General features: G+C 43.0%; 22 protein-coding genes. All 22 read right to left on the reverse strand.

The window, feature by feature from the left end; all coding sequences use genetic code 11:
• Positions 1–24: 24 nt before the first annotated feature.
• Entirely contained in the window at positions 25–1,062 is a 1,038-nt protein-coding gene (locus AC58QM_RS18585) for an aspartate-semialdehyde dehydrogenase (protein WP_497286395.1), read from the reverse strand.
• A gap of 36 nt (positions 1,063–1,098) precedes the next feature.
• The gene (locus tag AC58QM_RS18590; protein WP_310500272.1) at positions 1,099–1,692 is read right to left on the reverse strand and encodes a dipicolinate synthase subunit B; all 594 of its coding nucleotides are present in this window, start codon (positions 1,690–1,692) and stop codon (positions 1,099–1,101) included.
• Positions 1,689–2,588, reverse strand: a complete 900-nt coding sequence (dpsA, locus tag AC58QM_RS18595) for a dipicolinate synthase subunit DpsA (RefSeq protein WP_497286396.1) — start codon at positions 2,586–2,588, stop codon at positions 1,689–1,691. The genes AC58QM_RS18590 and dpsA overlap by 4 nt, the downstream gene beginning before the upstream one ends.
• A gap of 154 nt (positions 2,589–2,742) precedes the next feature.
• Entirely contained in the window at positions 2,743–3,198 is a 456-nt protein-coding gene (dut, locus tag AC58QM_RS18600) for a dUTP diphosphatase (protein WP_497286397.1), read from the reverse strand.
• A complete protein-coding gene (locus tag AC58QM_RS18605; protein WP_497286398.1) occupies positions 3,185–4,441 on the reverse strand; it encodes a M16 family metallopeptidase in 1,257 nt (418 codons plus the stop codon). The genes dut and AC58QM_RS18605 overlap by 14 nt, the downstream gene beginning before the upstream one ends.
• 108 nt (positions 4,442–4,549) lie before the next feature.
• A complete protein-coding gene (locus AC58QM_RS18610) occupies positions 4,550–5,527 on the reverse strand; it encodes a polysaccharide deacetylase family protein (protein WP_497286399.1) in 978 nt (325 codons plus the stop codon).
• A gap of 200 nt (positions 5,528–5,727) precedes the next feature.
• The gene (locus AC58QM_RS18615; protein ID WP_497286400.1) at positions 5,728–7,830 is read right to left on the reverse strand and encodes a polyribonucleotide nucleotidyltransferase; all 2,103 of its coding nucleotides are present in this window, start codon (positions 7,828–7,830) and stop codon (positions 5,728–5,730) included.
• A 266-nt stretch (positions 7,831–8,096) separates the two neighbouring features.
• Positions 8,097–8,366: a 30S ribosomal protein S15 gene (gene rpsO / locus AC58QM_RS18620; protein WP_028558319.1), complete on the reverse strand. Its 270-nt coding sequence runs from the start codon at positions 8,364–8,366 to the stop codon at positions 8,097–8,099.
• 157 nt (positions 8,367–8,523) lie between these two features.
• Positions 8,524–9,471, reverse strand: a complete 948-nt coding sequence (locus AC58QM_RS18625) for a bifunctional riboflavin kinase/FAD synthetase (RefSeq protein WP_497286401.1) — start codon at positions 9,469–9,471, stop codon at positions 8,524–8,526.
• A gap of 47 nt (positions 9,472–9,518) precedes the next feature.
• Entirely contained in the window at positions 9,519–10,433 is a 915-nt protein-coding gene (gene truB, locus AC58QM_RS18630) for a tRNA pseudouridine(55) synthase TruB (RefSeq protein WP_497286402.1), read from the reverse strand.
• On the reverse strand, positions 10,430–11,431 hold the full coding sequence (locus AC58QM_RS18635) for a DHH family phosphoesterase (RefSeq protein ID WP_497286403.1): 1,002 nt from the start codon (positions 11,429–11,431) through the stop codon (positions 10,430–10,432). The genes truB and AC58QM_RS18635 overlap by 4 nt, the downstream gene beginning before the upstream one ends.
• Entirely contained in the window at positions 11,428–11,787 is a 360-nt protein-coding gene (gene rbfA, locus AC58QM_RS18640; protein ID WP_310500281.1) for a 30S ribosome-binding factor RbfA, read from the reverse strand. The genes AC58QM_RS18635 and rbfA overlap by 4 nt, the downstream gene beginning before the upstream one ends.
• 6 nt (positions 11,788–11,793) lie before the next feature.
• Positions 11,794–14,658, reverse strand: coding sequence for a translation initiation factor IF-2 (gene infB / locus AC58QM_RS18645; protein ID WP_497286612.1), 2,865 nt, complete (start codon positions 14,656–14,658; stop codon positions 11,794–11,796).
• 52 nt (positions 14,659–14,710) lie between these two features.
• Entirely contained in the window at positions 14,711–15,040 is a 330-nt protein-coding gene (locus tag AC58QM_RS18650) for a L7Ae/L30e/S12e/Gadd45 family ribosomal protein (protein WP_310500283.1), read from the reverse strand.
• Positions 15,030–15,344: an RNase P modulator RnpM gene (gene rnpM, locus AC58QM_RS18655; protein WP_065853834.1), complete on the reverse strand. Its 315-nt coding sequence runs from the start codon at positions 15,342–15,344 to the stop codon at positions 15,030–15,032. The genes AC58QM_RS18650 and rnpM overlap by 11 nt, the downstream gene beginning before the upstream one ends.
• A gap of 30 nt (positions 15,345–15,374) precedes the next feature.
• Positions 15,375–16,472, reverse strand: a complete 1,098-nt coding sequence (gene nusA / locus AC58QM_RS18660) for a transcription termination factor NusA (protein ID WP_497286404.1) — start codon at positions 16,470–16,472, stop codon at positions 15,375–15,377.
• 36 nt (positions 16,473–16,508) lie between these two features.
• Positions 16,509–16,973 carry a ribosome maturation factor RimP gene (rimP, locus tag AC58QM_RS18665; protein WP_497286405.1) on the reverse strand — a complete coding sequence of 155 codons (465 nt, stop codon included), beginning with the start codon at positions 16,971–16,973 and terminating at the stop codon, positions 16,509–16,511.
• A gap of 194 nt (positions 16,974–17,167) precedes the next feature.
• Positions 17,168–21,478, reverse strand: coding sequence for a PolC-type DNA polymerase III (locus AC58QM_RS18670; RefSeq protein WP_497286406.1), 4,311 nt, complete (start codon positions 21,476–21,478; stop codon positions 17,168–17,170).
• Between the two features lie 70 nt (positions 21,479–21,548).
• Positions 21,549–22,997, reverse strand: coding sequence for a proline--tRNA ligase (proS, locus tag AC58QM_RS18675; RefSeq protein WP_497286407.1), 1,449 nt, complete (start codon positions 22,995–22,997; stop codon positions 21,549–21,551).
• A gap of 21 nt (positions 22,998–23,018) precedes the next feature.
• A complete protein-coding gene (gene rseP, locus AC58QM_RS18680) occupies positions 23,019–24,278 on the reverse strand; it encodes an RIP metalloprotease RseP (RefSeq protein WP_497286408.1) in 1,260 nt (419 codons plus the stop codon).
• Positions 24,279–24,549: 271 nt separating this feature from the next.
• Positions 24,550–25,695, reverse strand: a complete 1,146-nt coding sequence (locus AC58QM_RS18685) for a 1-deoxy-D-xylulose-5-phosphate reductoisomerase (RefSeq protein ID WP_497286409.1) — start codon at positions 25,693–25,695, stop codon at positions 24,550–24,552.
• Positions 25,696–25,719: 24 nt separating this feature from the next.
• Positions 25,720–26,514: a phosphatidate cytidylyltransferase gene (locus tag AC58QM_RS18690; protein ID WP_497286410.1), complete on the reverse strand. Its 795-nt coding sequence runs from the start codon at positions 26,512–26,514 to the stop codon at positions 25,720–25,722.
• Between the last annotated feature and the right edge of the window lie 49 nt (positions 26,515–26,563).

Raw genomic sequence — 26,563 nt, forward strand, 5'->3', positions numbered from 1 at the left:
TGCTACAAGATAGCAGTAGGCTGATTATTGCTCTATAGCAATATATTCAGCAATTTGTACCGCATTCCAAGCAGCACCTTTTAACAAATTATCTGAAACAATCCACATGTTAAGCGCTTTAGGGTTACTCAAATCCCGGCGTACACGCCCTACGAAAGTTTCGAGCTTACCTGCTGCGTCTGTAGCTAGCGGGTACTGTTGCTCTGCCGGATTGTCAACAAGCACAATACCAGGTGCATTTGCAAGCAGTGTCTTCACTTCTTCAACATCAAAATCTTCTTTCAATTCTACATAAACGGATTCCGAATGCCCGTAAACAACAGGAATACGCACGCATGTGGCGGTCACTTCAATAGACTCATCGCCCATAATTTTCTTTGTTTCAAGAATCATTTTCATTTCTTCATTTGTAAATCCATTATCTAAAAATTTATCGATTTGCGGAATAGCATTAAAAGCAATTTGATGCTTGACTGGCAAGGAGCCTACAGGTAAAATATCCGGATTTGCCGGATTACCTGCCAATACTTCTTGGGATTGTCTAAGCATTTCATTAATCGCTTTTGCGCCAGCGCCAGATACCGCTTGGTACGTAGAAACAATAATGCGCGAAATTCCATAGCGATCATAAAGCGGCTTCAACGCTGCCACCATTTGGATCGTGGAACAGTTCGGATTCGCAATAATCCCTTTATGTTCATTGATTTTATCTACATTTACTTCAGGAACAACGAGTGGCGTCTCTGGGTCCATCCGGTACGCACTTGTATTGTCAATACAAATAGCACCCGCTTCTACTGCATGCGGAGCTAATGCTTTAGTGACATCGCCACCAGCACTGAATAGAGCAATATCAATCCCTTGAAAGCTTTCAGGTGTTGCTTCTTGCACAACAACTTCTTGACCTTTAAAAGACAGCTTTACGCCCGCAGACCGAGCGGAGGAAAGTAATTTCAATTCCTTGATGGGGAAATTCCGTGCTTCTAATAGACGGATGATTTGCTCGCCTACAGCGCCAGTAGCGCCTACGACTGCAACATTGAAAAGTTTCTGGTTGGACATATGCTGGTCTCTCCCCTTCAAGTTGTCATCTATCAGTTAGTATTGAAATCTCTCAATAATCATCGGCTGCAATTGTTTGCCTTCTAGCGCAGCTTCACAAGCTTCCATAATCAGATCCATTCGAGCCACCAACGAATTTGGTTTTGCTCCTGGTGCATCTTGACCATAAGGTACAAAATAAATATTTTTCGTAATCAGCAGCTTCGCAATATTCATTGCATTTAAACCCAAGCCATCATTCGTTGAAATCGCTAATACGAGCGGTCTCAAGTTTCTCATTTGTGCTTTGGCTGCCATAAGAACTGGACTTTCTGTCATAGCATTTGCTAGTTTACTAGTGGTATTTCCTGTACAAGGAGCGATCACCATTACATCCAGTAACTTAGACGGACCTAGCGGTTCAGCATCTACGATGGTAGATATGATTTCTTGCCCTGTAATATCCTTTAGCATTTGCTGCCAATCGGCTGACTTGCCAAAACGTGTGTCGGTCGTCATAACCGTATTCGAAACGATCGGAATAACCCGAGCACCCGCATCTACAAATCTCTTAATTTGAGGCATAACCTCTTCAAGTGTACAGTGAGAACCGGTTAATGCATAACCGACTGTTTTCCCTTGCCAATTCATTCCACATCGCTCCTGTCTTTAAAGTCTTCCTCGATCAGCTGACTTAACGTGTTAGCCATAATTCGGCCAGCTGTTTTGGGGGCGACGATTCCAGGTAAACCGGGCGCTAGCATCGCTTTAATACCTCTCTTCTCGGCAAAACGAAAATCCGTTCCGCCAGGCCTTGAAGCTAAATCGATAATAAGCGCGCGATGTGGGATATTGGTAATAACTTGCGCTGTGACTATCATAGTCGGAATTGTGTTAAAAAGCAAGTCAATATTCCCCACTTCCGGGTACAGATCCTTCGTATAAAAAGGCTGAAAACCCATCTCCCACGCCCTTGCAAAGTGCTCAGGCTTCCTGACGCCAACCTTGACGGTTGCCCCTAATCCTTGCAATGTTTTGGCCATTGTAAACCCTGTTCGACCAAAACCTAAAACCATACACATGGATCCATGAATTGTAATATCGGTGTTCTGGATGGCCATCATCAGCGCACCCTCTGCAGTTGGAATCGAGTTATAAATGGCAATATCATCACGATCTAAAAGTTCTACAAGTTCAATGCCATGTGCCGAAACGAGCTTCTTCAAATAGCTTTTAGCCATACCTGTATACACCTTGGCATGCTTAGGCAAAGCAGAAATATGCTCATCCGTCAGAATCATTTCCTCGCTGGAGAAAATAGATTCCACTTGTCCTGTCTCATCCGTACCTACAACTGGCAAAATAAGTGCATCCACATGCCCAAACAATTCCGGATCTAATTTCACATTCGTAACGCCGTGAAATTGCCTCCCGAGATTGTCAAATCCGAGTAAAATAACGGTAGCGTCTAGCTCAGTAAATTTCTGAATTACTTCAAGTTGCCGGGCGTCTCCCCCCATGATAGCAACCGAAATCCCAGTAAGCATTCTTGCTTACACCCCTTCCTCGGTCCGTTTCGATACGTTATAGTATGCGTTCGCCTAAGGATGGGTGACTTCCGTCTTTATGTCCTCTGAAAACAAGAAAGAACCCCTTCCCAAGAAGAGGTTCTTTCTTATTCATGCTATTTTTGTAACTGTCTTAACGCCCTGTATGGCCGAAGCCTCCAGAGCCACGCACTGTTTCAGACAACTCGCTAACTTCGTTCAATTGAATTTGGGGCACACGTTGGAATACCATTTGAGCGATGCGTTCATTGCGATGAATGACAAATGGCTCCTGACCATGATTAATCAGTAATACCTTTACTTCACCGCGATAGTCAGCATCAATGGTACCCGGCGAATTGAGCGTTGTGATACCATGTTTATACGCTAACCCGCTTCTCGGGCGAATCTGAGCTTCAAGCTCAGACGGCATGCTGAGAGCGAAGCCAGTCGGAATCAATTGACGCTCACCAGGTGCAAGCACAACTGGTTCTTTTACCGCCGCGTGCAAATCATACCCGCTTGCCGCTTCGGACATTTTTTGAGGTAAGAGAATACCCTCTTGACCTTCGATGCGTTTCACTTGCACTTCAAAATCATAGAGAGACAAGCTGATCCCTCCTGAAGCCGCTGATGACATCATCCGCATTCCCAACCATCGACAATGCAAATGGTCTGGAGAACAACGTTTTCGTCAATTGACGAATATGGTCCATATTCACACTTTCAATGCGCTGGATCATTTCATCTAAACTGTAGTGCTTACCTGTCATCAATTCATTTTTACCAAAACGGTTCATCCGGCTGCTCGTGCTCTCCAAACTAAGAATGAGGCTGCCTTTCAACTGCTCTTTCCCCTTCTTCAATTCAGAATCAGTCATGCCATTCACAGCAATATCATGGAGCAGTTCCATGGTTACTTTCAGTACTTCTTCTGTCTGTTTAGGCGCTGTCCCTGTATAAATCGTAAACATCCCACTATCGATATGAGAAGAATGATACGAATATACGGAGTACGCTAAGCCACGTTTCTCCCGAATTTCTTGAAACAATCTGGAGCTCATACCGCCACCAATGGCATTATTCAATAAGACCATTGGATACAAATTATCCTCTTGAAGCGACAAGCCAGGCAACGACAAACAAATATGATTTTGTTCCGTTTTCTTCGCATGGAAAATCAATTCGCTAAGGAAATCTGGTGCGTCATAACTTGTTTCAACACCTGATTGTGAGAACCCGCCGAAATGCTTTTCAATTAAGTCCTTCACACTGTCATCAATATTCCCAGCGATACTTAACACAGTGTTCTCTGTATTGTAATTTTGTTTGAGATAGGAACGAAGATCGTCTGACTTCATTTGAGACAAATTATCTTGTGTTCCCAGAATTGTATAGCCCAATGCATGAGTACCATAGGAAGCCTTTGCTAACAAGTCATGAACGAGATCATCCGGCGTATCTTCGTACATGGAAATTTCTTCATAAATCACGTTCTTCTCTTTCTCTAACTCACCTTCATCAAAGGTTGAATTGAAAAACATATCCGACAGTACATCCATCGCTAAAGGCAAATGTTCATCCAATACTTTAGCATAGTAGCAGGTATACTCTTTGGACGTGAACGCATTTACATTTCCGCCAATACCATCAAAAATCTCTGCGATATCTTTCGCCGAGTGACGCTCCGTGCCTTTGAACAACATATGCTCGATAAAATGTGAAATACCATTATTCGTCTGCGACTCGTTACGCGAGCCTGTTTTCACCCATATTCCGAAAGTGACTGACCGAAATGTGGGGATTTGTTCCATGACGACTCTTAAGCCATTATGTAAGCGATATTTGATCACCAAGGTTCCTCCTCGAAATGGTACACCTAAAAGTCCAATTCTCCTATTATACTTCCTCAGTCTAACAAAAATGTACCTTATACTCAAATTAGCGTCAGGTAAACCTGACTATTTCATGATTTGTCCTTGTCCTGTAATCCTTTTTGAGGAAAGCAAATCAGAAACCGTGCCAACAGCTAGGCCTTTTTTCTTTATCAGGCTAATCATACCTGGCAACGCATCCCGCGACGATACTGTAGGATGCATCAGAATGAGAGTGCCGGGTTCAACATTGGTCGATAACCGTTCGAGGATACGTGAAGCTCCTGGGTTCTTCCAATCAATCGTATCAAAAGTCCACAGCACCGTCTGTAGCTTGAATTCAGAAGCTACCTGAACAGTTTCTTGATTGAAATAACCTGAAGGTGGAGCAAATAAGGTATTTTTAACACCGAGCTGCTTCAATAGATCTTCTGTTTTTGAAATTTCTTCTACTGCTTTGCTCCGCGAAATCGTACGCATGTCCTTATGCGAGTATGCATGGTTTGATATCTCGTGGCCTTCACTCTGAATGCGTTTCGCCATCTCTGTATTCTTCTTTAACCAAGAGCCATCAAAGAAGAACGTCGCATGAACATTTTCTTTGCGCAGCGAATCTAACATGCTTGGCAGAAACTCATTCCCCCAAGCGACATTAATCATAAATGAAACCATTGGTTTCTTAGGATTCCCTTTATACACAGGATTAGGCGCAAGATCATCTAATTGAATACTTGGCTCTACTTCCTTCATCACATAATTAATTTGATTTGGAGTCAATTGATGCTCTGCTAACTTCAGAGTCTCCTCGATATCCACTTCAAGTCCATTATAACCAGGGATCGCTTTCCATACCGAATCTACTTTTGCATTTATTGGAGCAATTTTGCGGTTCTCTGCTTCTTTGCTTATCGTTTCTAATAAGGTAGATTTATTAACTGATGCAACAACTGGACGTACTTCCACTGTTGCCACTTTGCCTTCACTAATCAAACGTGTTTGATTCTCTTTTACACTTGCTATATAGGTTCCAACACCTGGGATCGAATTCACACTTATCAGAACCATAGCAAAAAAACTCCCAAGCCATAGCCATTTTTTGTGGAGCATACACAGGTCCCCTTTCTTCATCTCCTGATTGTATGAAGATGGGGACAAGAGTAGAACCCGTGCCTGTCCTCGTATCAATGAAAAGCAAAAAAGAGACAGATAGATCTGACTCTTTATCCTGAACTTATGAATGAAACGTCCTCACGGAAGACGAATCTCTAGCTTTGTGCAGAGACCTGTGAAGTTAACGTTGCTTTGCGCGAAAGATTAACTCTTCCTTGTTGATCAATTTCTGTCACTTTAACAGTAATTTGATCGCCGACATTCACAACATCTTCAACTTTCGCAACACGCTCAGTCGAAATTTGTGAAATGTGTACAAGACCTTCTTTACCAGGTAGAATCTCTACGAATGCGCCGAATTTCTCTACGCGTTTCACAGTACCTAGGTAAGTTTCACCGACGATAACTTCACGAACAATACCTTCAATAATGGAACGAGCTTTCTCGTTCATTTCTTGATTGGACGATGCGATGAATACGCGGCCGTCTTGCTCAATGTCGATTTTGACGCCAGTTTCCTCAATAATTTTGTTGATGATTTTACCGCCAGCTCCAATAACATCACGGATTTTGTCCGGGTTAATGTTCATAGTAAGGATTTTAGGCGCATATTGAGATAGCGATTTGTTTGGTGTAGAGATACGGGATACCATTTTACCCAAAATGTGCAAACGGCCTTCTTTAGCTTGTTGCAACGATTGTTGCAAGATGTTGCGGTCGATGCCATCAATTTTGATATCCATTTGTAGTGCTGTGATACCTTCTGCTGTACCAGCAACTTTAAAGTCCATATCGCCTAAGTGATCTTCCATCCCTTGAATATCGGACAAAATGGAGAAATGATCGCCGTCTTTGATAAGACCCATTGCGATACCTGCAACCGGAGCTTTAATTGGAACACCAGCATCCATAAGGGCAAGTACACTTGCACAAATACTCGCTTGAGAAGTTGAACCATTCGATTCCAACACTTCTGATACGAGACGAATTGTGTAAGGGAACTCTACTTCGTTCGGGATGATTGGCTCAATAGCTCGCTCACCTAAGGCACCATGTCCAATTTCACGACGGCCTGGAGGACGCAAAGGTCTAGCTTCCCCAACGCTGAACGGTGGGAAGTTGTAGTGATGCATGAAACGTTTCGTTTCAGTCAAATCTAAACCATCCAAAATTTGAACATCACCTAATGCACCTAATGTACAAATACTAAGTGCTTGAGTTTGTCCACGTGTGAATAATCCAGAACCGTGTGTACGCGGCAATAGGTTTACATCGCACTCAATTGGACGAATTTCTTCAGGTTTACGTCCATCCGGTCTTACTTTATCATGCGTGATTAAGCGACGAACTTCCTCTTTCACGATATCATAAAGCGTTTCTTTTACGTCACCCAATAGACCTGGTGTTTCTACATACAACTCAGTGAAATGTGCAACTGCGTCTGCATTGACAACATCGATAGCTTCTTGTCTAGCATGCTTTTCAGCAATTTTGATCGCATCGACTAATCTCGCTTGAGCAAATTCACGCACCGCGCTATTCACTTCCGCATCGACTGCATGGAGTTTAACTTCCATTTTTGGTTTACCAACTTGCTCAACCAAATCTTCAATCGTTGCAACAATCTTACGGATTTCGTCATGACCGAACATAATCGCTTCAAGCACAACTTCTTCTGAAACTTCTTTCGCGCCTGCTTCAACCATCATAATCGCATCTTTGGTACCAGCGACAGTTAGGTGAAGATCACTCTTCTCTGCTACTTCGCCCGTAGGATTAATTACGAATTGCCCATCAACACGACCAACAATTACGCCTCCAACAGGTCCGTTAAAAGGAACATCGGAAATCGCAAGTGCTGCGGATGTACCGATCATAGCTGCCATCTCTGGCGGACATTCTTGATCAACGCTCATCACGATAGACACGATTTGAATATCATTACGAAAACCTTCTGGGAAAAGAGGACGAATTGGACGATCTGTCAAACGACTTGCAAGAATAGCTTTCTCACTTGGACGTCCTTCACGCTTAATAAATCCACCAGGAATTTTACCAACCGCGTATAATCTTTCTTCGTAGTTCACTGTTAACGGAAAGAAATCTAAATCTTTCGGTCCGCTGGAAGCCGTTACTGTGCTAAGCACAACCGTATCGCCATAACGAACAGTTACTGCTGCATTGGCTTGTTTGGCTAGTCGGCCTGTTTCAAGAATGAACGGCTTACCGCCAAGTTCCATTTGTACCCTTGTCTCCATAAAATCCTCCTAAGGCATGGTTTAAATTTGAAAATATGTGTTGATAAACATGTACAGAAATCAAAAGATCCAGAGACCAATCTGAATCTACTCCGTATGTATGCAAAATAGACAAGCTTTGGAGTTATCCTCTATTTCTGCGTTATGTCTAGTATTTCCTTCTTTTCCCGTTTTAAAAATACAAGAAAAAGCAACCTTTTGCTGCTCTCTGCCAGAGCTTTATCAAGCCTAGCAAAGGAGCAACAGGTTGCTTCTCATTGTCGGTTTTATCGACGCAAACCAAGCTTTGCAATCAAAGCACTATAGCGGCTTACATCTTTGTTTTTAACATATGCTAGCAACTTACGACGTTGTCCAACCATTTTAAGCAAACCACGACGGGAGTGGTGATCTTTCTTGTGTGTGCGAAGGTGGTCTGTAAGGTTAACAATGTTTTCTGTAAGGATTGCTACTTGTACCTCAGGTGAACCTGTGTCGGTATCGTGTACTTTGTGTGTTTGAATCAGTTGCGTTTTGCGCTCTTGCGTAATTGCCATGATCAATTCATCTCCTAAATTCTCTTATAGTATCCCCGCTAGCCTAGAAAGCGCCGATGAAAACGTCAATCCAAGCTAAGGTTCATGCCAAATGAACACGTCCATTCGACAACGTTATTCAGTATATCACAATTGACTAGTAGAAGTAAATGTATGATTACGCCTCTAACGTCAATTTACGTCTAGCTTCTTCTGCATCAAGTTTTATTTGAGCAACCAAATCTTCTAATGAAGTGAATTTTCGTTCTGGTCGAAGAAAAGCGATAAGCTCAACCATAACGGTTTCTCCATATATTTGCTCGGAAAATTCAAATAAATGCGCCTCAAACGATGGTTTGAGTTCCCCTGTCTCGAATGTTGGTTTCACACCAATATTCATGACCCCTTGATAAACTTCCCCACGAACAGTTGCTTTAATTGCATAAACACCGTTCACAGGACTGACATACGGCTCTTCCAATTGGAGATTAGCTGTAGGAAATCCTAGCGTTCTCCCTCTCTTTGCGCCATCAACAACTGTGCCACTTAGGCTATAAGGGCGTCCTAACAGTCTTGTTACAGTGTCCATTTCGCCTAGTTTCAAAGCTTCACGAATACGTGTACTGCTTACTTTTTCACCATTCATATGAAAAGGTCTCACCACTTCAACAGAGAATTTACCGTGACTCAACTCGCAGAGTGAATCCGGAGTACCTTTACCCTGGAAACCAAAAGTAAAGTCAAAACCACAAATGACACTATCTACACCAAGCCGGTCTAAGACTTGATCCACGAATTGTTCAGGAGTTAAACGCATCAGCGATGCATCGAACGTTACAATGTAAGCGTGATTGATGCCCATACTTTCAAAGATCTCCATCTTCTTCTTCGTAGGAGTCAATGACTCCACATATTTATCTTGCCCCATTACCGCTCTAGGATGAGGATAGAAGGTCATGATTGCCGAGTTTAGTCCAAGATTCTTAGCCGTAAGCATAGCCCGTCCTATTACCTCTTGGTGTCCTAAATGTACACCATCAAAGTCACCTATAGCCACCACTTGTTTGCCTACAATCTGGGCCAACCGATCCGAATCCATCGGATATGATATTGGTATTATTTGCATATAAGTTCGTTCACCTACCCATTTCAACCCGTCCCGCGACGATATGATTAAAGAAAAACTTTGGCCGGGACCAAGACATGGCTAGTGCTTTCCCATTCAAACAGACCCAAAAATCGTTCATCTGGTGAATAGGCCCGAAATATGGTTTGAGATGCATCTGCATGAGCCACTCGATTCGCAGCTAGAGCTATTTTCTTTCCTTGTAATGAATGAACTGCTTCTTGATCAGTAAGCGCAATAGAAGGTATATGTGAGATGGCGATGTCCATAGGAATCATTTGTTGCTGCAAAGAGCCGTCTTCTTTCATTTGAACAATTTGCTCAAAGGTTAAACACTGTTCTCTACGGATGTTTCCTGTTGACGTACGTATCAAACTATCCATTACTGCAGGGTATCCGAGTGCTTTGCCAATATCTACACACAGCGTTCGGATGTAAGTACCTTTGGAGCACACGGCACGGAAACGAATTTCAGGATGCTTCTGATCCAAGTTAATCGCTAGAATTTCTAGTTCATAGATCGTGGCTTTCCTTGCTTTTCGTTCAACTTCCTTACCTTCTCTGGCCAATTCGTAAAGACGTTTCCCATCTATTTTGACCGCAGAGAACATAGGAGGAATTTGCTCGATGTCCCCAACGAAGGATGCAAGCACTTCTCGTACTTGATGCTCTTCGAGTGAAACATGAGAAACTTCTTCTATGACTTCGCCCGTCATATCTTCGGTATCCGTAGATAAGCCAATACGTAAAACCGCTTCATATTCCTTAGGTAACTCTTGAATATATTCAACCATACGTGTCGCTCGACCAATGCAAAGTGGCAAAACGCCTGTCACTTGCGGATCAAGTGTACCCGTATGACCAATTCTTTTAATACTTAGAATTCTTCTTACTTTGGCGACAACATCATGAGATGTAAAGCCCGCAGGTTTCCAAACAGGCAAAATACCTTCTAACGTCATTTCAGCTTGTCTCCTACTTCCTGAACCATTCTAGCAATTGCTTCATCTAGCGTACCATGGATGGTACATCCTGAAGCCCTAACATGTCCTCCACCGCCAAGTGACTGAGCGATAGCAGCAACATCGACTAATCCAGAAGAGCGTAGGCTTACTTTGATGACACCTGATGCCTTCTCTTTAATCAACATGCCCACTTCGACACCCTCCACATTGCGAGGATAATTCACCAATCCATCCAAATCATCGCTAGAAGCACCTGTTAACTCTAGATCTTCAAGCGAGACAGCCAGCCAAGCCAATTTCCGATCATATGCAAAGGAAAGTGTGGACAGTGCTTTCTGAAGCAGAACAATTTGCGCATACGTCATTCGTTCAAGCACATGCTCAGCAATTTCAGCACCCTTGACTCCTAACTCCAACATAGAAGCCCCAATTTTCATAACCTCGGATGAGGTGTTTGAATATCGGAAGCCGCCCGTATCCGTTAACAAGCCCGTATAGATGCATTCTCCGAACAAAATGTCTGGTTGCAGCTTCATATGTAACGCTAAATCAAACAGAATCTGAACGGTGGCCGCGGCGTCATGCTTAATTAAATGACAGGAACCAAATTCATCATTGGTAGGATGATGATCAATATTGAGCAAGTTTACCTGCTCATCAAAAAGAGTGCTGATCCTACCCATTCTGGAGAAATCAGCACAATCAACACTTATGATGGTTTGGTAAAGTCGATTGGGTGCCTGTTCACTATAATCAAGTATTTGCTTACTACCTGCTAAATACGAAAATTTTGAGGGCATTGCGCCCTCATTGATCATAGTGAATGACTTCCCAAGTTGACTTAAAATCCAACCCGTTGCATACGTTGAACTGGCTGCATCTCCATCCGGCTGGATGTGAGATACAACCAAGAAATCATCATGCTGCTCGATAAATGCAGCTGCTGCTGCCAGCTGCTGACAGTATTCGGTGGCATGGTTCATTCCGATGTTCATACGTTTGTATTTCCTTCCTGATTGAGCTTATACAACAACTGGTCAATATGACTACCATAGTCAATAGAAGCATCAAATTTGAACTGAAGCTCTGGAACTTTACGCAAACGAATTCGCTTGCCAAGTTCAGAACGAATATATCCTGAAGCTACAGAAAGCGCCTTAAGCGTAGCAGCTTTCTCTTCTTCAGTTCCCATCACGCTTAAATAAACGCGCGCCAGGGACAAATCATTCGTCACTTCAACACCTGTAACGGTCATGAAACCAATACGAGGATCTTTCAGCTCTGCTTGAATGATCTGACTTAACTCTTTCTTAATTTGTTCGCCAACTCGACCTACACGAACTCTAGCCATTTATAATCACCTCTCAACGGACTCCATGATAAAGGCTTCAATGATGTCGCCCTCTTTAATATCATGATAACGCTCAAGAGATATACCACATTCATAGCCTTGTGCAACTTCTTTTTGATCATCCTTGAATCGTTTCAAGGAATCGATTTTGCCTTCATGAACCACAATTCCGCTACGAACCAGGCGAGTTTGTGCATTACGGGCAATTTTACCTGAAGTTACGTAACAACCTGCAATCGTTCCTGAACCTGTAATTTTGAATACATTACGGACTTCAGCTTGACCAAGAACAACTTCTTTGAAGATTGGATCCAACATGCCTTTCATAGCTTGCTCGATCTCTTCAATTACGTTGTAAATGATGTTATGCAGACGGATATCTACTTTCTCTTGATCAGCTGTTGCTTTCGCAGCTGGTTCAGGACGAACGTTAAATCCGATGATAATCGCATTAGAAGCAGAAGCAAGAATGATATCTGATTCTGTTACAGCACCTACACCGTTATGAAGAATCTTAACGCGAACACCCTCAACTTCAATCTTCTCAAGAGAGCTTTTCAGTGCTTCTACAGAACCTTGAACGTCACCCTTGATGATAACATTCAGATCTTTCACTTCGCCATCTTTAATATGTTTAAAGAGATCTTCAAGTGTTACACGTGAATTAGCCGTCATCTCAGATTGACGAAGTGCAATCGCACGACGATCCGCGATGTCTCTTGCTTTACGCTCATCTTCGTAAGCTAGGAACGGATCCCCTGCTTGTGGAACTTCAGTCAGACCTGTAATTTCTACCGGCGTTGAAGGACCTGCTTCTTTTAAACGTTTACCTTTGTCATTAACAATCGCACGTACACGACCGAAGCAAACACCGGCAACGAAGCTATCTCCAACTTTCAAAGTACCATGTTGAATCAGAATTCGAGCCACTGGGCCTCTTCCTTTATCCAACTCAGCTTCAATAACAGTCGCTCTAGCACGTTTGTTAGGGTTTGCTTTGTACTCTTGTACTTCAGCAACTAGCAAGATCATCTCAAGTAGGTTTTCTAGACCAATACGTTGTTTTGCGGAAATTTCGCAGAAAATCGTATCGCCGCCCCACTCTTCCGGTACTAACTCGTAAGCCGTAAGAGCTTGCTTGATTTGATCAGGATTCGCGCCTTCTTTATCAATCTTGTTAACAGCAACAATGATCGGTACGCCAGCAGCTTTAGCATGACTAATCGCTTCAACCGTTTGAGGCATTACACCGTCATCTGCCGCAACAACGATAATTGTAATATCCGTAACTTGAGCACCGCGGGCACGCATTGTAGTAAACGCTTCGTGACCTGGTGTATCCAAGAATGTAATTTTCTTATGATTAACTTCAACTTGATAAGCACCGATATGCTGAGTGATTCCGCCTGCTTCGCCTTCCGTAACACTTGTTTTACGAATAGCATCAAGCAAAGTTGTTTTACCATGGTCAACGTGCCCCATGATCGTAACAACAGGTGGACGCTCAAGCAAGTCAGCCTCGTCATCGATTTCTTCGAAGGTTTCGAAGTTATCTTCTTCGACTTTAATCTTGATTTCAACTTCAACACCAAATTCAGTCGCGATCAATTGGATCGTTTCCAAATCAAGCTCTTGGTTGATTGTCGCCATTGTGCCAAGGAATAAAAGTTTCTTAATCACTTCAGAAGCGTCCTTGTGAAGCAATTTGGCTGTTTCACCAACCGTCATATTGCCGCGAACGATGATCTTCTTAGGTGTGTTATCCACTTTTTCTTTCTTAACCATATCTTGTTGGTAACGACCTCTGTTGTTGCCGCGTTGGTTGCCTCTGTTGTTGCCGCCAGGACCGCGATTACCACCAGATCTGTTATCATCAAAACGTTTTGGCGTTGGTTTGGATTTCTTCGTTGTGATAACGCCAGCTTTCGCTGCTGCATCATCCAACTCAGCCGCTGTAGCCCCAACATGGAATTGCGGTTTCGCTTCTTGAACAACCGGTCTTCCACTTTGGTTATTGTTGCGGTTCTCGAATGGTTTGGACTGGCGATTAGGACCAGCACTGCGATTAGGACTGGATTGTGGACGTCCGCTATTCGCACTTTGACCACTGCTTGCACCAGGACCGCCTGTGCCTTGACTAGGACGTGAACCAGCATAGTTACTATTCGAACGTGGTGCTCCGCCTTGCCCTTGACCTTGGCTGCTGTAGCCTTGGCTAGCTGGACGAGAACTATTATATCCACCACTGCTGCTTCCACCCGCTGGACGTTGTCCGCCTGGGTTAGAACCTTGGTAGCCACTTGTGCGTTGTCCACCTTGGCTGGAACCTTGACCAGCAGGACGGGAACCTCCTGGGTTAGAACCTTGGTAACCTGTGCGTTGTCCGCCTTGGCTGGAACCTTGACCGCTAGGGCGTCCACCATTTGGATTAGAACCTTGATAGCCCGTACGTTGTCCGCCTTGGCTATTATTAGGGCGATTTCCTTGATAGTTGCTTCCTTGACCACTTGGGCGTGACTGTGGTGGGCGACTTGACGTATTTTGTGTAGACTGACCTTGTTGAGGAGTCGTGGCTCCAGTTGATGTAGTCGGTTGACTAGTGGATTGTTGCTCATTAGTAACTGGCTTAGCTGCCGGAGTTACTGCACCTTTATTCTCTTGTGCTGGAGCCTGCGATGCAGGATTCTGATTCGTCGTAGATGAACTCACATTTCCTCCGTCCGTAGCTGCTCGTTTGGCAGCCGCATTTGCTTTGATATCTCTAAAAAACTTTTCCACACTGCTAACTGCATCATTCTCCATAACACTCATATGGTTGTTAACAGGTATATTTAATCGTTTGAGAATGGTGATAATTTCTTTACTGCTCATATTGAGCTGTTTCGCGTATTCGTACACGCGTGTCTTGTCTTTATTATCTTGTTTATTGGTCAATATGTTTCACCTCCGCAGGATTTTCTTGACTCTTCTGCAGCATCTGCGCGAAGCCTCCGTCCAATACACCTATGGTGACACGCATTTCTTTCCCAATGCTGCGGCCCAATTCATACTTCGTACCGACTTCCATGAGTTTAACCCCATAAAATAGGCATTTATCTTGAAATTTCTTACGTGTATTAGCTGAAGCGTCTTCTGACATGATTACAAGCTTGGCCTCACCTGCGCGAATTGCTTTGAAAACACCTTCATCACCCGTTACGAGCTTCCCGGCTCTCATCGCTAAACCCAATTGCGAATAAAATTTAGGATTCATCTTCAGATTCCTCCTCTTTCGAAGAAAGGAATTCATCTTCTACACGAATGAAATCTTGTTCCAGTTGGTCATAAATGTCTGCGCCTACTGCATGCTTCAGAGCTCTATCCAGGGCTTTGCTTTTCTTTGCCAATTTAAAACAAGAAACTTTACCGCACAGGTAGGCACCGCGCCCAGACTTCTTCCCCTTGAGATCAATGAGAATGTCATCTTCAGGCGTTTTGACGACGCGGATCAAGTCCCTCTTCGGCATCATTTCCTGACAGGCAACGCATTTTCTCAGAGGGATTTTTCTCTGCTTCATTCCGATCACCCCTTGTTTCCTAACAACAACTTAATCGATGCTAATCGAATCTTGGTGCATCTCTTCCGAGTAAGTTTTCACTCTACCAAATTCTTGTTCTGCTTGTGTTTCGCTCTTGATATCGATTTTCCAACCAGTCAACTTGGCAGCTAGACGGGCATTCTGCCCTTTGATTCCAATTGCCAATGATAGTTGATAATCAGGTACAATGACTCGCGCCATTTTTTCATTTTCATGAATTTGAACTTCAAGCACTTTAGAAGGACTTAGCGCATTCGCTACGTACTCTTCCACGCTCTCCATCCATCGAACGATATCGATTTTCTCTCCGCGCAATTCCGTTACGATCGTTTGAACACGCAAACCTTTGGGACCTACGCAAGAACCGACAGGATCTACCTCAGGATTACGGGAATGAACAGCAATCTTCGAACGGAAGCCTGCTTCACGTGCTACGGAACGAATCTCAACGACGCCATCAAAAATCTCAGGAACTTCAAGCTCAAATAGACGCTTCAACAAACCAGGATGAGTTCTTGATAAAATAATTTGAGGACCCTTTGTTGTGTTCTCAACCTTCGTAATATATGCTTTAATGCGATCACCTTGTTTGAACTTATCCGTTGGCATAAGCTCTGTAAGTGGAAGAACAGCTTCTACTTTACCCAAGTCAACATAAATATTACGTTGATCTTGACGTTGTAGGATACCTGTTACGATATCTTCTTCTTTATCGATAAAAGCATTATAAATTAAGCCACGCTCGGCTTCACGGATTCGTTGCGTTACGACCTGTTTAGCAGTTTGTGCTGCAATACGTCCAAAATCACGAGGCGTTACTTCAATTTCAACAATATCCTCCAATTGGTAGTTCGGATTAATTTCACGCGATGCATGAACAGAAATTTCCAATCTCGGATCCAATACTTCCTCTGTAACGGTCTTCCGTGCATAAACTTTGATAAGACCCGTATGTCGATTGATATCTACACGCACGTTCTGTGCTGTGTTGAAATTACGTTTATAACTTGAAATCATCGCCGCTTCAATAGCATCAATGAGTAGCTCCTTGGAGATACCCTTCTCTCGTTCAATTTCCGACAGCGCTTCAATAAAATCCGTGTTCATTTGAACTGAGTCCCCCCCTTCAATAAGTAACGGTTACTAAAATACGATAGCGAGACGTGCGCTAGCTATTTTAGAAACCGGAATGCTGATTTTCTTTTTACCAATCTCAATCACGAGAACTTCCTCGTCATAAGACTGCAACAATCCTTCAAATTCCTTAGAACCGTCGATCGGCTCATACGTGGTAACAAATACGTGACTATTTACGGCTTTGTAATAATCTTGAGTTTTCTTAAGTGGGCGTTCTGCTCCAGGTGAAGAAACTTCCAAGAAATAAGCATCAGTAATCGGATCTTTCTCATCCAATTGAACACTTAAATATTCACTGATGCGGCCGCAATCATCTATATCAATTCCGCCTTCTTTGTCAGCATAGACACGAAGGAACCAATTGCTGCCTTCTTTGACATATTCAATATCCACGATTTCAAACCCATTTTGTTCAACAAAATCCTTCAGCATGTCCTCAATGATGGATTTGATTTGCTCTTGTGTAGCCACAGATATGTGTACCTCCTAAATTGACTTCTCCTTGTCGTATCCGGAAAAGTCCTATATCAAAATGTAAAGAGTGGGTTTCCCCACTCTTTAATCACAAGATGATATCCTCATTATTGCCAATAAAAATTATACCATAACCATTCTTTGCATTACAATAGCAAACTTGTTAATCATTTTCACTTGACAGCTTAATTTTAGAACAAAGAAAGTTGATTAGATTCAGGCATTCCACGGAAACATCCCATAGAAGTCAGCAGCTCAATGACAGTTTTGGATGCCTTGGATTTATTCTGAAAGTCCTCTACGGAGAGGAAGTCACCGTCTTCTTTGGCAGCAGCAATATTTTTAGCTGCATTTTCACCAATTCCAGACATCGCTGCAAACGGTGGAATTAACGATGTACCATCAATGATGAATTTTGTCGCATCAGAACGATAAATATCAATAGGTTTGAAGCTGAAGCCCCGTGATGTCATTTCTAACGCCATTTCAAGAATGGAAACCATGGCTTTCTCTTTTGGCAGCGCTTGGAAACCTTTCGCTTCAATCTCAATTAGTACTTTGAGGATCGCATCGTAGCCTTGGCAGAGCAATTCCAGATCAAAATCCGCTGCACGAACACTAAAGTAAGTCGCATAATAAGCAATCGGATGATACACCTTGAAGTAAGCAGTACGAACAGCGGAGATAACGTAAGCCGCAGCATGCGCTTTTGGAAACATATACTCAATCCGTTCACAGGATTCAATATACCAAGCTGGCACATTACAGCGTTTCATCTCATCTTTCCATTCGTCTGTTAGGCCTTTCCCTTTACGCACACTCTCCGTAATTTTAAATGCAAGACCTGCATCCATACCCGCTTTATAGATCAAATAGAGCATAATATCATCCCGACAGCCGATAACCGTCTTAATGTTACAAATCCCTTTTTTGATCAGTTCCTGTGCATTCCCTAACCAAACGCCCGTTCCATGTGACAACCCGGATATTTGCAATAAATCGGCAAAAGAGGAAGGCTGCGTTTCTTGAAGCATTTGACGAACAAATTTGGTTCCCATCTCAGGAACGCCATACGTTGCCACAGGAGAACGAATCTGATCTGGTCTAACACCTAACGCTTCCGTTGAATTGAAAATACTCATCGCTTTCGCATCATTCATAGGAATCGTTGTTGGATCGATGCCAGTCAAATCTTGAAGCATCCTCATCATTGTCGGATCGTCGTGTCCCAGAATATCTAATTTTAGCAAGTTCGCATCGAAAGCATGATAGTCAAAATGAGTCGTCATCCATTCCGAATTTTTATCATCGGCAGGGAATTGAACCGGTGTGATATCATCGACCTCAATGTAATCTGGCACAACAACAATACCACCCGGATGTTGCCCTGTACTTCTTTTTACCCCTGTACAACCTGACGCTAGTCGAGCGATCTCCGCTCCGCGCCACTTCTGACCTTGTTCTTCTTCGTATTTTTTAACGAAACCAAAAGCCGTTTTCTCCGCGACAGTACCAATCGTCCCTGCCCGGAACACGTTCTTGGGTCCAAAGATTTCCTTCGTGAAATTATGAGCCACTGGTTGGTACACACCCGAGAAGTTCAAGTCGATATCGGGAACCTTGTCCCCTTTAAAGCCAAGGAACGTCTCAAACGGGATGTCATGACCGTCACCTTTTAAATTGCCGCCGCAGGAAGGGCACACTTTATTTGGTAAATCGAATCCACTCGGTACACTTCCATCTAGGAACCACTCGCTATGTCTGCAAGAAAGACATATATAGTGGGGAGGCAATGGATTAACCTCAGAAATCCCTAACATCATCGCGACGACGGATGAACCAACGGAACCCCGGGAACCTACGAGATAACCGTCTGCATTCGACTTTTTAACAAGACGTTCTGAAATCAAATAGTTGGCCGAGAAACCGAATTTAATGATCGGAACAAGTTCTTTCTCAAGACGCGCAATGATTACTTCAGGGAGTTCTTCACCATACATACTTTTGGCCGTATCATAACAGGTTGTACGAATTTCTTCGTCAGCACCTTCGATAATTGGCGTAAATAGCTTGTCTGGGAACAGCTCAATGGATTCAAAGCGATCCGCGAGTTCATTTGTACTCCGAACCACCACTTCCATGGCCTTCTCTTGACCTAAAAAGCTAAACTCTTGTAGCATCTCTTTGGTCGTACGGAAATGTGCATCCGGTTTCTTCACCGCTTTAAGCGGGCTAAATCCTGTGATTCCATTGATTGTAATGTCACGGCAAACTTTTTCCCGTGGATTCAAGTAGTGCACATTGCCTGTCGCAATGACGGGTTTTCCTGTTTTATAGCCAATCTCACAAACACGTCTTACCGCATTCTCTAGATCTTCGACAGAGCCGACCAAACCTTTTTCAACAAGATGCATGTTGTAGCTAACCGGTTGAATTTCGAGAATATCGTAGAACTCAGAAACCTGTTCGGCTTCCTCAATCGTTTTGTTAAGAACAGCCTCGAAAAACTCGCCTTTTTCACAGCCTGAAGTCACAAGAAGTCCCTCTCTGTGTTCGACTAACACACTTTTGGGAATTGTAGCAGCTTTCTGCAAATAGGTTGTGTGCGACATGGAAATAAGCTTAAATAAATTTTTCTTCCCGACAGGGTTAAGCGCATAAATACAACAATGAAAAGGCCGTTGATTAGAGAGATCTTTCCCCACGTAATCGTTGAGTTTAGCTAAGCTCATAATTTGACGATCATTAGCCTCATTAATTAAATGGTAAAGTACATGCCCCAGAGCAATCGAGTCATCGATCGCACGGTGATGATTATCAAGTCCCACTTTAAATTTATCTGATAACGTATTTAGACGATGATTTTTCATAGATGGGAAAAGAAATCTCGCTAGCTCCAACGTATCTAGAACAGCGTTAGTTACCTCAGGTAAATTCATTCGCTTCAAATTCGCTTGAAGAAAGCCCATATCAAATCGCGCATTATGTGCAACAAGTACGCAATCTCCAATAAATTCAACAAATTTAGGAAGCTCATCCTCGATATCTGGGGCATCCTTGACCATGTCATCGTTGATATTCGTTAATTGCTGAATGTTATAAGGAATCTTCTCATGAGGATTGATAAATGTGGCGAAACGATCTATTTCTTTACCATCCTGCATTTTTACACCGGCAAGCTCGATAATCCGATTATTAATGACCGATAGACCAGTTGTCTCCACGTCAAAAATAACATATGTTGCTTGTTTCAAATCGAGATCTCGTCCATTCATAACAATCGGAACAGAATCATTGACTACATTCGCTTCGACACCGTAAATGACTTTGATACCGTGCTTCTTGGCCGCTTTACCGGCATCAGGAAAACATTGAATATTACTATGATCGGTGACAGCGATGGCTTTATGACCCCATTTGGCTGCCATTTTCACATATTGATCAATCGGAGTTAGAGCGTCCATCGTACTCATCGTCGTGTGCAAATGAAACTCTACGCGCTTCTCTGCAGCATCATCTGTACGATCACGAGGAGGCATAACTTCATAGAGATCATTTGGAATCATAACAAGTTCAGGAATTTGCATAAAACGATCATATTCGACTTTCCCGCGCGCACGAATCCAAGTGCCATTCGCTAAAAGGCTCATGATCTTAACATCATCTTTGGTTTTCGCAAAAACTTTCATCGCAAGTGAATCACTGAAATCCGTAATATTAAACGTAAATAACGTATTTCCGTTTCTTAATTCCTTCATATCTAGCCCAAATACAGTACCTTGAACCGCGATTTTCTTCTCTTCTTCTTGGATATCTTTCAGTGGCGTCGGTACGTCCTTAATGTCAATACCCATGACAAGCTTCAATTCGCCTTCAGGCAATGTGGACTCTTCTTCCTCCATATCGATGGACATCATGATTTCTTGGGTAAAAGATTTCTCACCCTGCTCACGCTGTTTGGCGAATTTCTCATATTCCGCTTCGATTTCTGAAGAATCGCTCATCGCATATTTCACGTTTAACTCTGTTTGAAAAAAGTTATGAAAAAAGTTCCGGATAAACATATCTATGTTTTTCTTCTTCGCAAGCTCAAGCCCAATGGCATCTAGCATGATCAAAGATAATGTTTGACCTTGTACATCAAACTTGGACTTGGACATCCAGCCATTCACAGATGGGACTTCACGCTGCAACCACTCCATAAATAGACTCCAGTACTCCTCAACGAGCACCGCTGGTTCCGCCTGTTCAAACTTCCAAATAAAACGAATTTTCGCGATTTGCGCGAATTTTTCTTGAATCATTTTACAAAACGAACGATAAATGTTCTGAGGAACTAGGTCATTTTTAACCAAATAGAAGGTCCAGTCGCGGTTTTTTCGACTAATTTCTACTTGATCAATATAACCGTCCGCAAAATAGGACCGTACAACATCGGCTGGAATCTCGGCTTGCTGCATCAAAAGCTCAAAGCGATTCCGTTTATCAGCCAAATTACTCATGAACAGCCTCCCCATAAAACATACCAAGGGCAATGGAGATAGACCTCCATATGCCCTTGATTGTAATTAATTAATAGCTTCGACCAAAAACAACTGTATGCTTAGAAGCATCACCACATACAACGCAAGTCGCTTTCGTTTCGGATGGATTGAACGGGATATTACGGCTTGTTGCTCCTGTTTCATCTTTCACTTGCGATTCGCAAGCATCAGATCCACACCAGCCAGCCAAGGCAAATCCGCGTTTCGTTTCCAAGAATGTCTTAAATTCGTCGATCGTATCTACCGCAATGTAATGCTCGTCACGGAATTGCTTCGCTTTATCATACATCTGCTGATGAATCTCAGCAAGTAAATTTTGAACTTCTTGCACGAAATCAGCTTGTTGAACGATTTTCTTTTCTCCACTTACGCGAGAAACGAGAACAACTACACCGTTATCCATGTCACGAGGACCGAGCTCTACACGGATAGGCACACCGCGCATTTCGTACTCATTGAATTTCCAACCAGGACTTTGATCAGCACGATCATCCACTTTGACACGAACGCCTGCTTTCTTCAACTCAGCAAACAGCTCGTCCACACGACCGATAACCTGTTCGCGTGTTTTGGGAGGTCCAATTGGGATCATGATCACTTGGGTAGGTGCAACCTTCGGTGGCAATACCAAACCGCGGTCGTCCCCGTGAACCATAATGAGTGCACCAATTAAACGGGTACTTACTCCCCACGAAGTTGTGTGAGCAAATTGGTGCTGATTCTCACGATCCAAGAATTTGATATCGAAAGCAACAGCGAATTTAGTACCAAGATAATGGGAAGTACCCGCTTGAACAGCTTTGCCGTCTTTCATCATCGCTTCGATAGAGAATGTATCAATCGCACCAGCAAATCTCTCAGATGGCGTTTTTTGACCCACGATAACTGGAATAGCTAAGAACTCTTCGGCAAATTGACGATAAACGTCTAGCATTTGCATCGTTTCGCGGCGCGCATCCTGCTCATCTTCATGAGCGGTATGTCCTTCTTGCCACAAGAATTCCGTTGTACGAAGGAATGGTAATGTCCGTTTCTCCCAACGAACCACATTCGCCCATTGATTAATCAACAGAGGCAGATCACGGTAGGAGTTAATCCACTCCGAGTACATATGACCGATCATCGTTTCGGAGGTTGGACGAATAGCCAAACGCTCTTCGAGCTTCTCACCACCTGCTTCAGTCACCCAAGGAAGTTCTGGATTAAAGCCCTCAACATGCTCTTTTTCCTTTTGGAAAAAGCTTTCTGGGATAAACAACGGGAAGTATGCGTTACGATGACCTGTTTCTTTAAATTTGCTATCCAGTTCACGCTGAATATTTTCCCAAATTTCATAACCATCCGGTTTAAATACGATACATCCACGTACCGGAGAGTAACTCATTAAATCTGCTTTCTTAATAACATCTATGTACCATCTGGAGAAATCTTCTCCTTGTGGTGTAATTTCCTTAACAAATTGCTTCTCGTTTGACATAAACCCTCCCACAGATTAGGACTAACCCTTAATCAATCGTAAAATATCATTGTACGTTACAGCAACCATTAGCAGCATCAGCAACGCAAAACCAACAAAGTGAACCATGCTCTCTCGATTCGGATCAATCGGTTTACCGCGTAATGCTTCTAAGCCCATAAATAGCAGACGACTTCCGTCTAGCGCTGGGATTGGTAAAAGATTAAAAATACCAAGATATAAGCTTAAAGTCGCTGCCCAAGCGATTAAGGAGCTCAGTCCCATTTTGGCAAATTGCGCAGATACCTGTGCTGTTCGAACCGGTCCACCCAGATCATCCAATTTAAACTGGAGCATCACAAGCTTTTGCAACCCAGTTACAATACCAATAGTGGTGCCAACAACGGAATCATAAGTACCTGTGAATACTTCGCCAAAGGTTGCGCTTCTACGATCACCGCTAATCACTACGCCTAGCTTGCCAGCTCCATCTTCCATTTCAGGCGTAACCTGAAGCGTAAGTGGGTTACCAGCACGATCAACGACCCATGTCATCGTTTTCCCGGCGGACGACTGAATGGCTGAAACCATTTTATCACGGTCATCGCCAATGGGTTGCTTATCTATAGACATGATGATGTCGCCTTTGAGCAGACCCGCTTTCTCACCGGCTTTACCAGCGAGAACAGAATCCAGTTTCACATTCGTGAAAACGCCTGACATGATCACTACAATAAAGAACAAAACAATAGCTAAGATAAAGTTCATGACTGGCCCCATAACAATCGCCAAGGCACGTTTCCCTACTGATTTGGAACCAAATTGACGATCATAAGGAGCGATTTGAGTTTCCGTTCCCTTCGTGACCATCATCGCTTGAGGATCAACGGGATAAGTCACTTTCTCACCATCAACATCAATTGATAATCGAAGTGATTTATCTAAATCAATATGTTCCACAACACCCATGATAACATTAGAGCGTCGATCCAACTGATCCAGATATAAGAAAGATACTTGGTTTTGCTTATTTAATTTGATAGCAACCGTTTGTCCAGGGTTCACTTGAACAATTTCTGGGTCTTCCCCTGCCATACGAACAAATCCGCCAATAGGTAAAATTCGCAGCGTATAACGGGTCTCCCCTTTTTTATATGAAAAAATCTTGGGCCCGAAACCAATTGCAAATTCACGAACCAAAATACCTGCACGTTTTGCAAAGTAAAAATGACCCCATTCATGAATCGTAACAAGAACGAAAAACAACAAAATAACCTTTAATCCAACTTCAATGGCCGACAAGTCGTATTTCCTCCCTCGGGTTTTCTTCAGAAAACTATCCTATGTAACAATGACCATATGCTTGCGCTTATTGAGACTTTCTATAAGCATCTACTTCAGATCAGCTGTTCTTGTTCTTAGATTACCACTATTGAACGGCTGAATACAAGCTATGCCTGCTCAGGTCATTATACGAACTCAGAGAAATAATTAGACTTTGATTTCCTGCCTAGGTGTTGGAAATTAAAAAGAAGAGCTGAGCCATGCAAGCTGACCTAGCTCTTCCTGAGATTTAGAAGCGGATAGATGCGGCAAATGCTCTAGCCCATTGATCTTGTTCATGAATGAACTCAATTGTCGGGTTAGCATATGGCTCATGTTTGTTCAGCGCAGCTTCAATAATATCTTCAATTTGTAAAAATGAGATGTCACCCTTCAGAAAACGAGCCACTGCAATCTCATTGGCAGCATTATATACCGTAGGGGTGATACCACCTTGTTTACCACTTTCAAATGCCATACGAAGGCACGGGAAACGTGTATAATCCATTTCACGGAAATGTAGCTTTCCAATCGCTGCTAAGTCCAATCTGGAAGTAGGTGTCGGATAACGATCCGGATAGGTTAAAGCGTACTGAATAGGAACTCTCATATCTGGGTTACCTAACTGAGCGATAACACTATGATCAACAAATTCAACATAGGAGTGAATCACACTTTCCGGATGTAGGATAACGTTAATATCCTCATAGGACAATCCGAAGAGCCAGTGTGCTTCCATCACTTCAAGACCTTTGTTCACCATCGTAGCAGAATCAATAGTGATTTTGGCACCCATAGACCAATTCGGATGCTTAAGTGCATCCGCCACGGTTACACCCACTAACTGTTCCCGTGTACGATCTCGAAAGGAACCCCCAGATGCTGTAATCGTGATTCGAGCGATTTGGGATCGCTTCTCCCCATTTAAACATTGAAAAATAGCAGAATGCTCACTATCAATCGGTAATAAGGCAACTCCCTTACGAGCAACAGCTTCCGTTACAATATGGCCTGCGCTGACTAGCGTCTCTTTGTTGGCGAGACCAATATCTTTACCTGCTTCGATCGCGGCTAACGTAGGTTTTAACCCTTGACTGCCAACAAGTGCACTTACAAGTAACTCCGCATCCGTGGAAGCGGCAACCTCTAGTAATCCTTCTTCCCCATATAAAACTTTGATACCAGAAGGAATTTGGCCAGCAACCTCTTCTGCAAGAGCCTTCGTCGCGACAGACACAAGCTTTGGACGAAACTGTTTGGCTTGTTCTATGACCAAGTCACGGTTATAACCGGCTGATATGGCTTCCACTTGAAACTTTTCAGGTGAATGCTGCACGATATCCAATGTTTGAGTTCCGATGGAGCCTGTTGAACCCAAGATGGCAATTCTTTTCATATATTTCAACCCCGTTTATTAGAATTAGTTAGGAATCAAATCGAGCAGATAGATAAACGGAAAAACAATTAACCAACTATCCATCCGATCGAGTACGCCGCCATGTCCTGGCAACAATGTTCCCGTATCTTTAATTCCTTTTACACGTTTATACGCGGATTGAATTAAATCACCGATTTGTCCTACTACCGCGATGACAAATCCTAATAACAACGCTTTCCCTACACTTAAAAGTTCTGGCGAGTACCATGCGAATCCTAATGCCAAGATCATCGCGATAATAACGCCACCGATGGCGCCTTCAATCGACTTTTTAGGACTAATTTGAGGCCACAAAGGGTGTTTACCCAGCTTGGAACCGACAAAATACGCACCAGCATCCGACGCCCAAATACAGACAAAAACCATAATCGTCCAAAATAAGCCATTTTCCGCCAAACGTGCTTCAATCATATAGTTAAAACCAAAACCAATGTATACGACACCTAGCAAAATCACTGAAACTTGGTCAATCGTGATTTTGTTTTTAGAGGCTACTGTAATAAAGAGTAATACAAACATGGCAAACCAGGTGACTGCTGTAAAGGAAAAAGCAAATGTTATCCCTAACAACCCCCAAGGAATTGTCAAACATAGAAGTGCTATAAGCCCCGCAGCAGCTGTTAGTTTATGAGACATATACCCATTCATTTGTAAATACTCGCGGTATCCAATAATCGAAACGAGTACAATTAAGCCTGCATACCACAAATCACCAAGTACTAGTAGTGTAATAAATGCAAGACCAGCTATAACACCTGTAATGATCCTTTGTTTCAAGTTGAATCCCCCTAGATGAACAACGTTTATCTCTAAGCCATCCTTTTTA

It is taken from the genome of Paenibacillus sp. J22P165 (assembly GCF_059692015.1).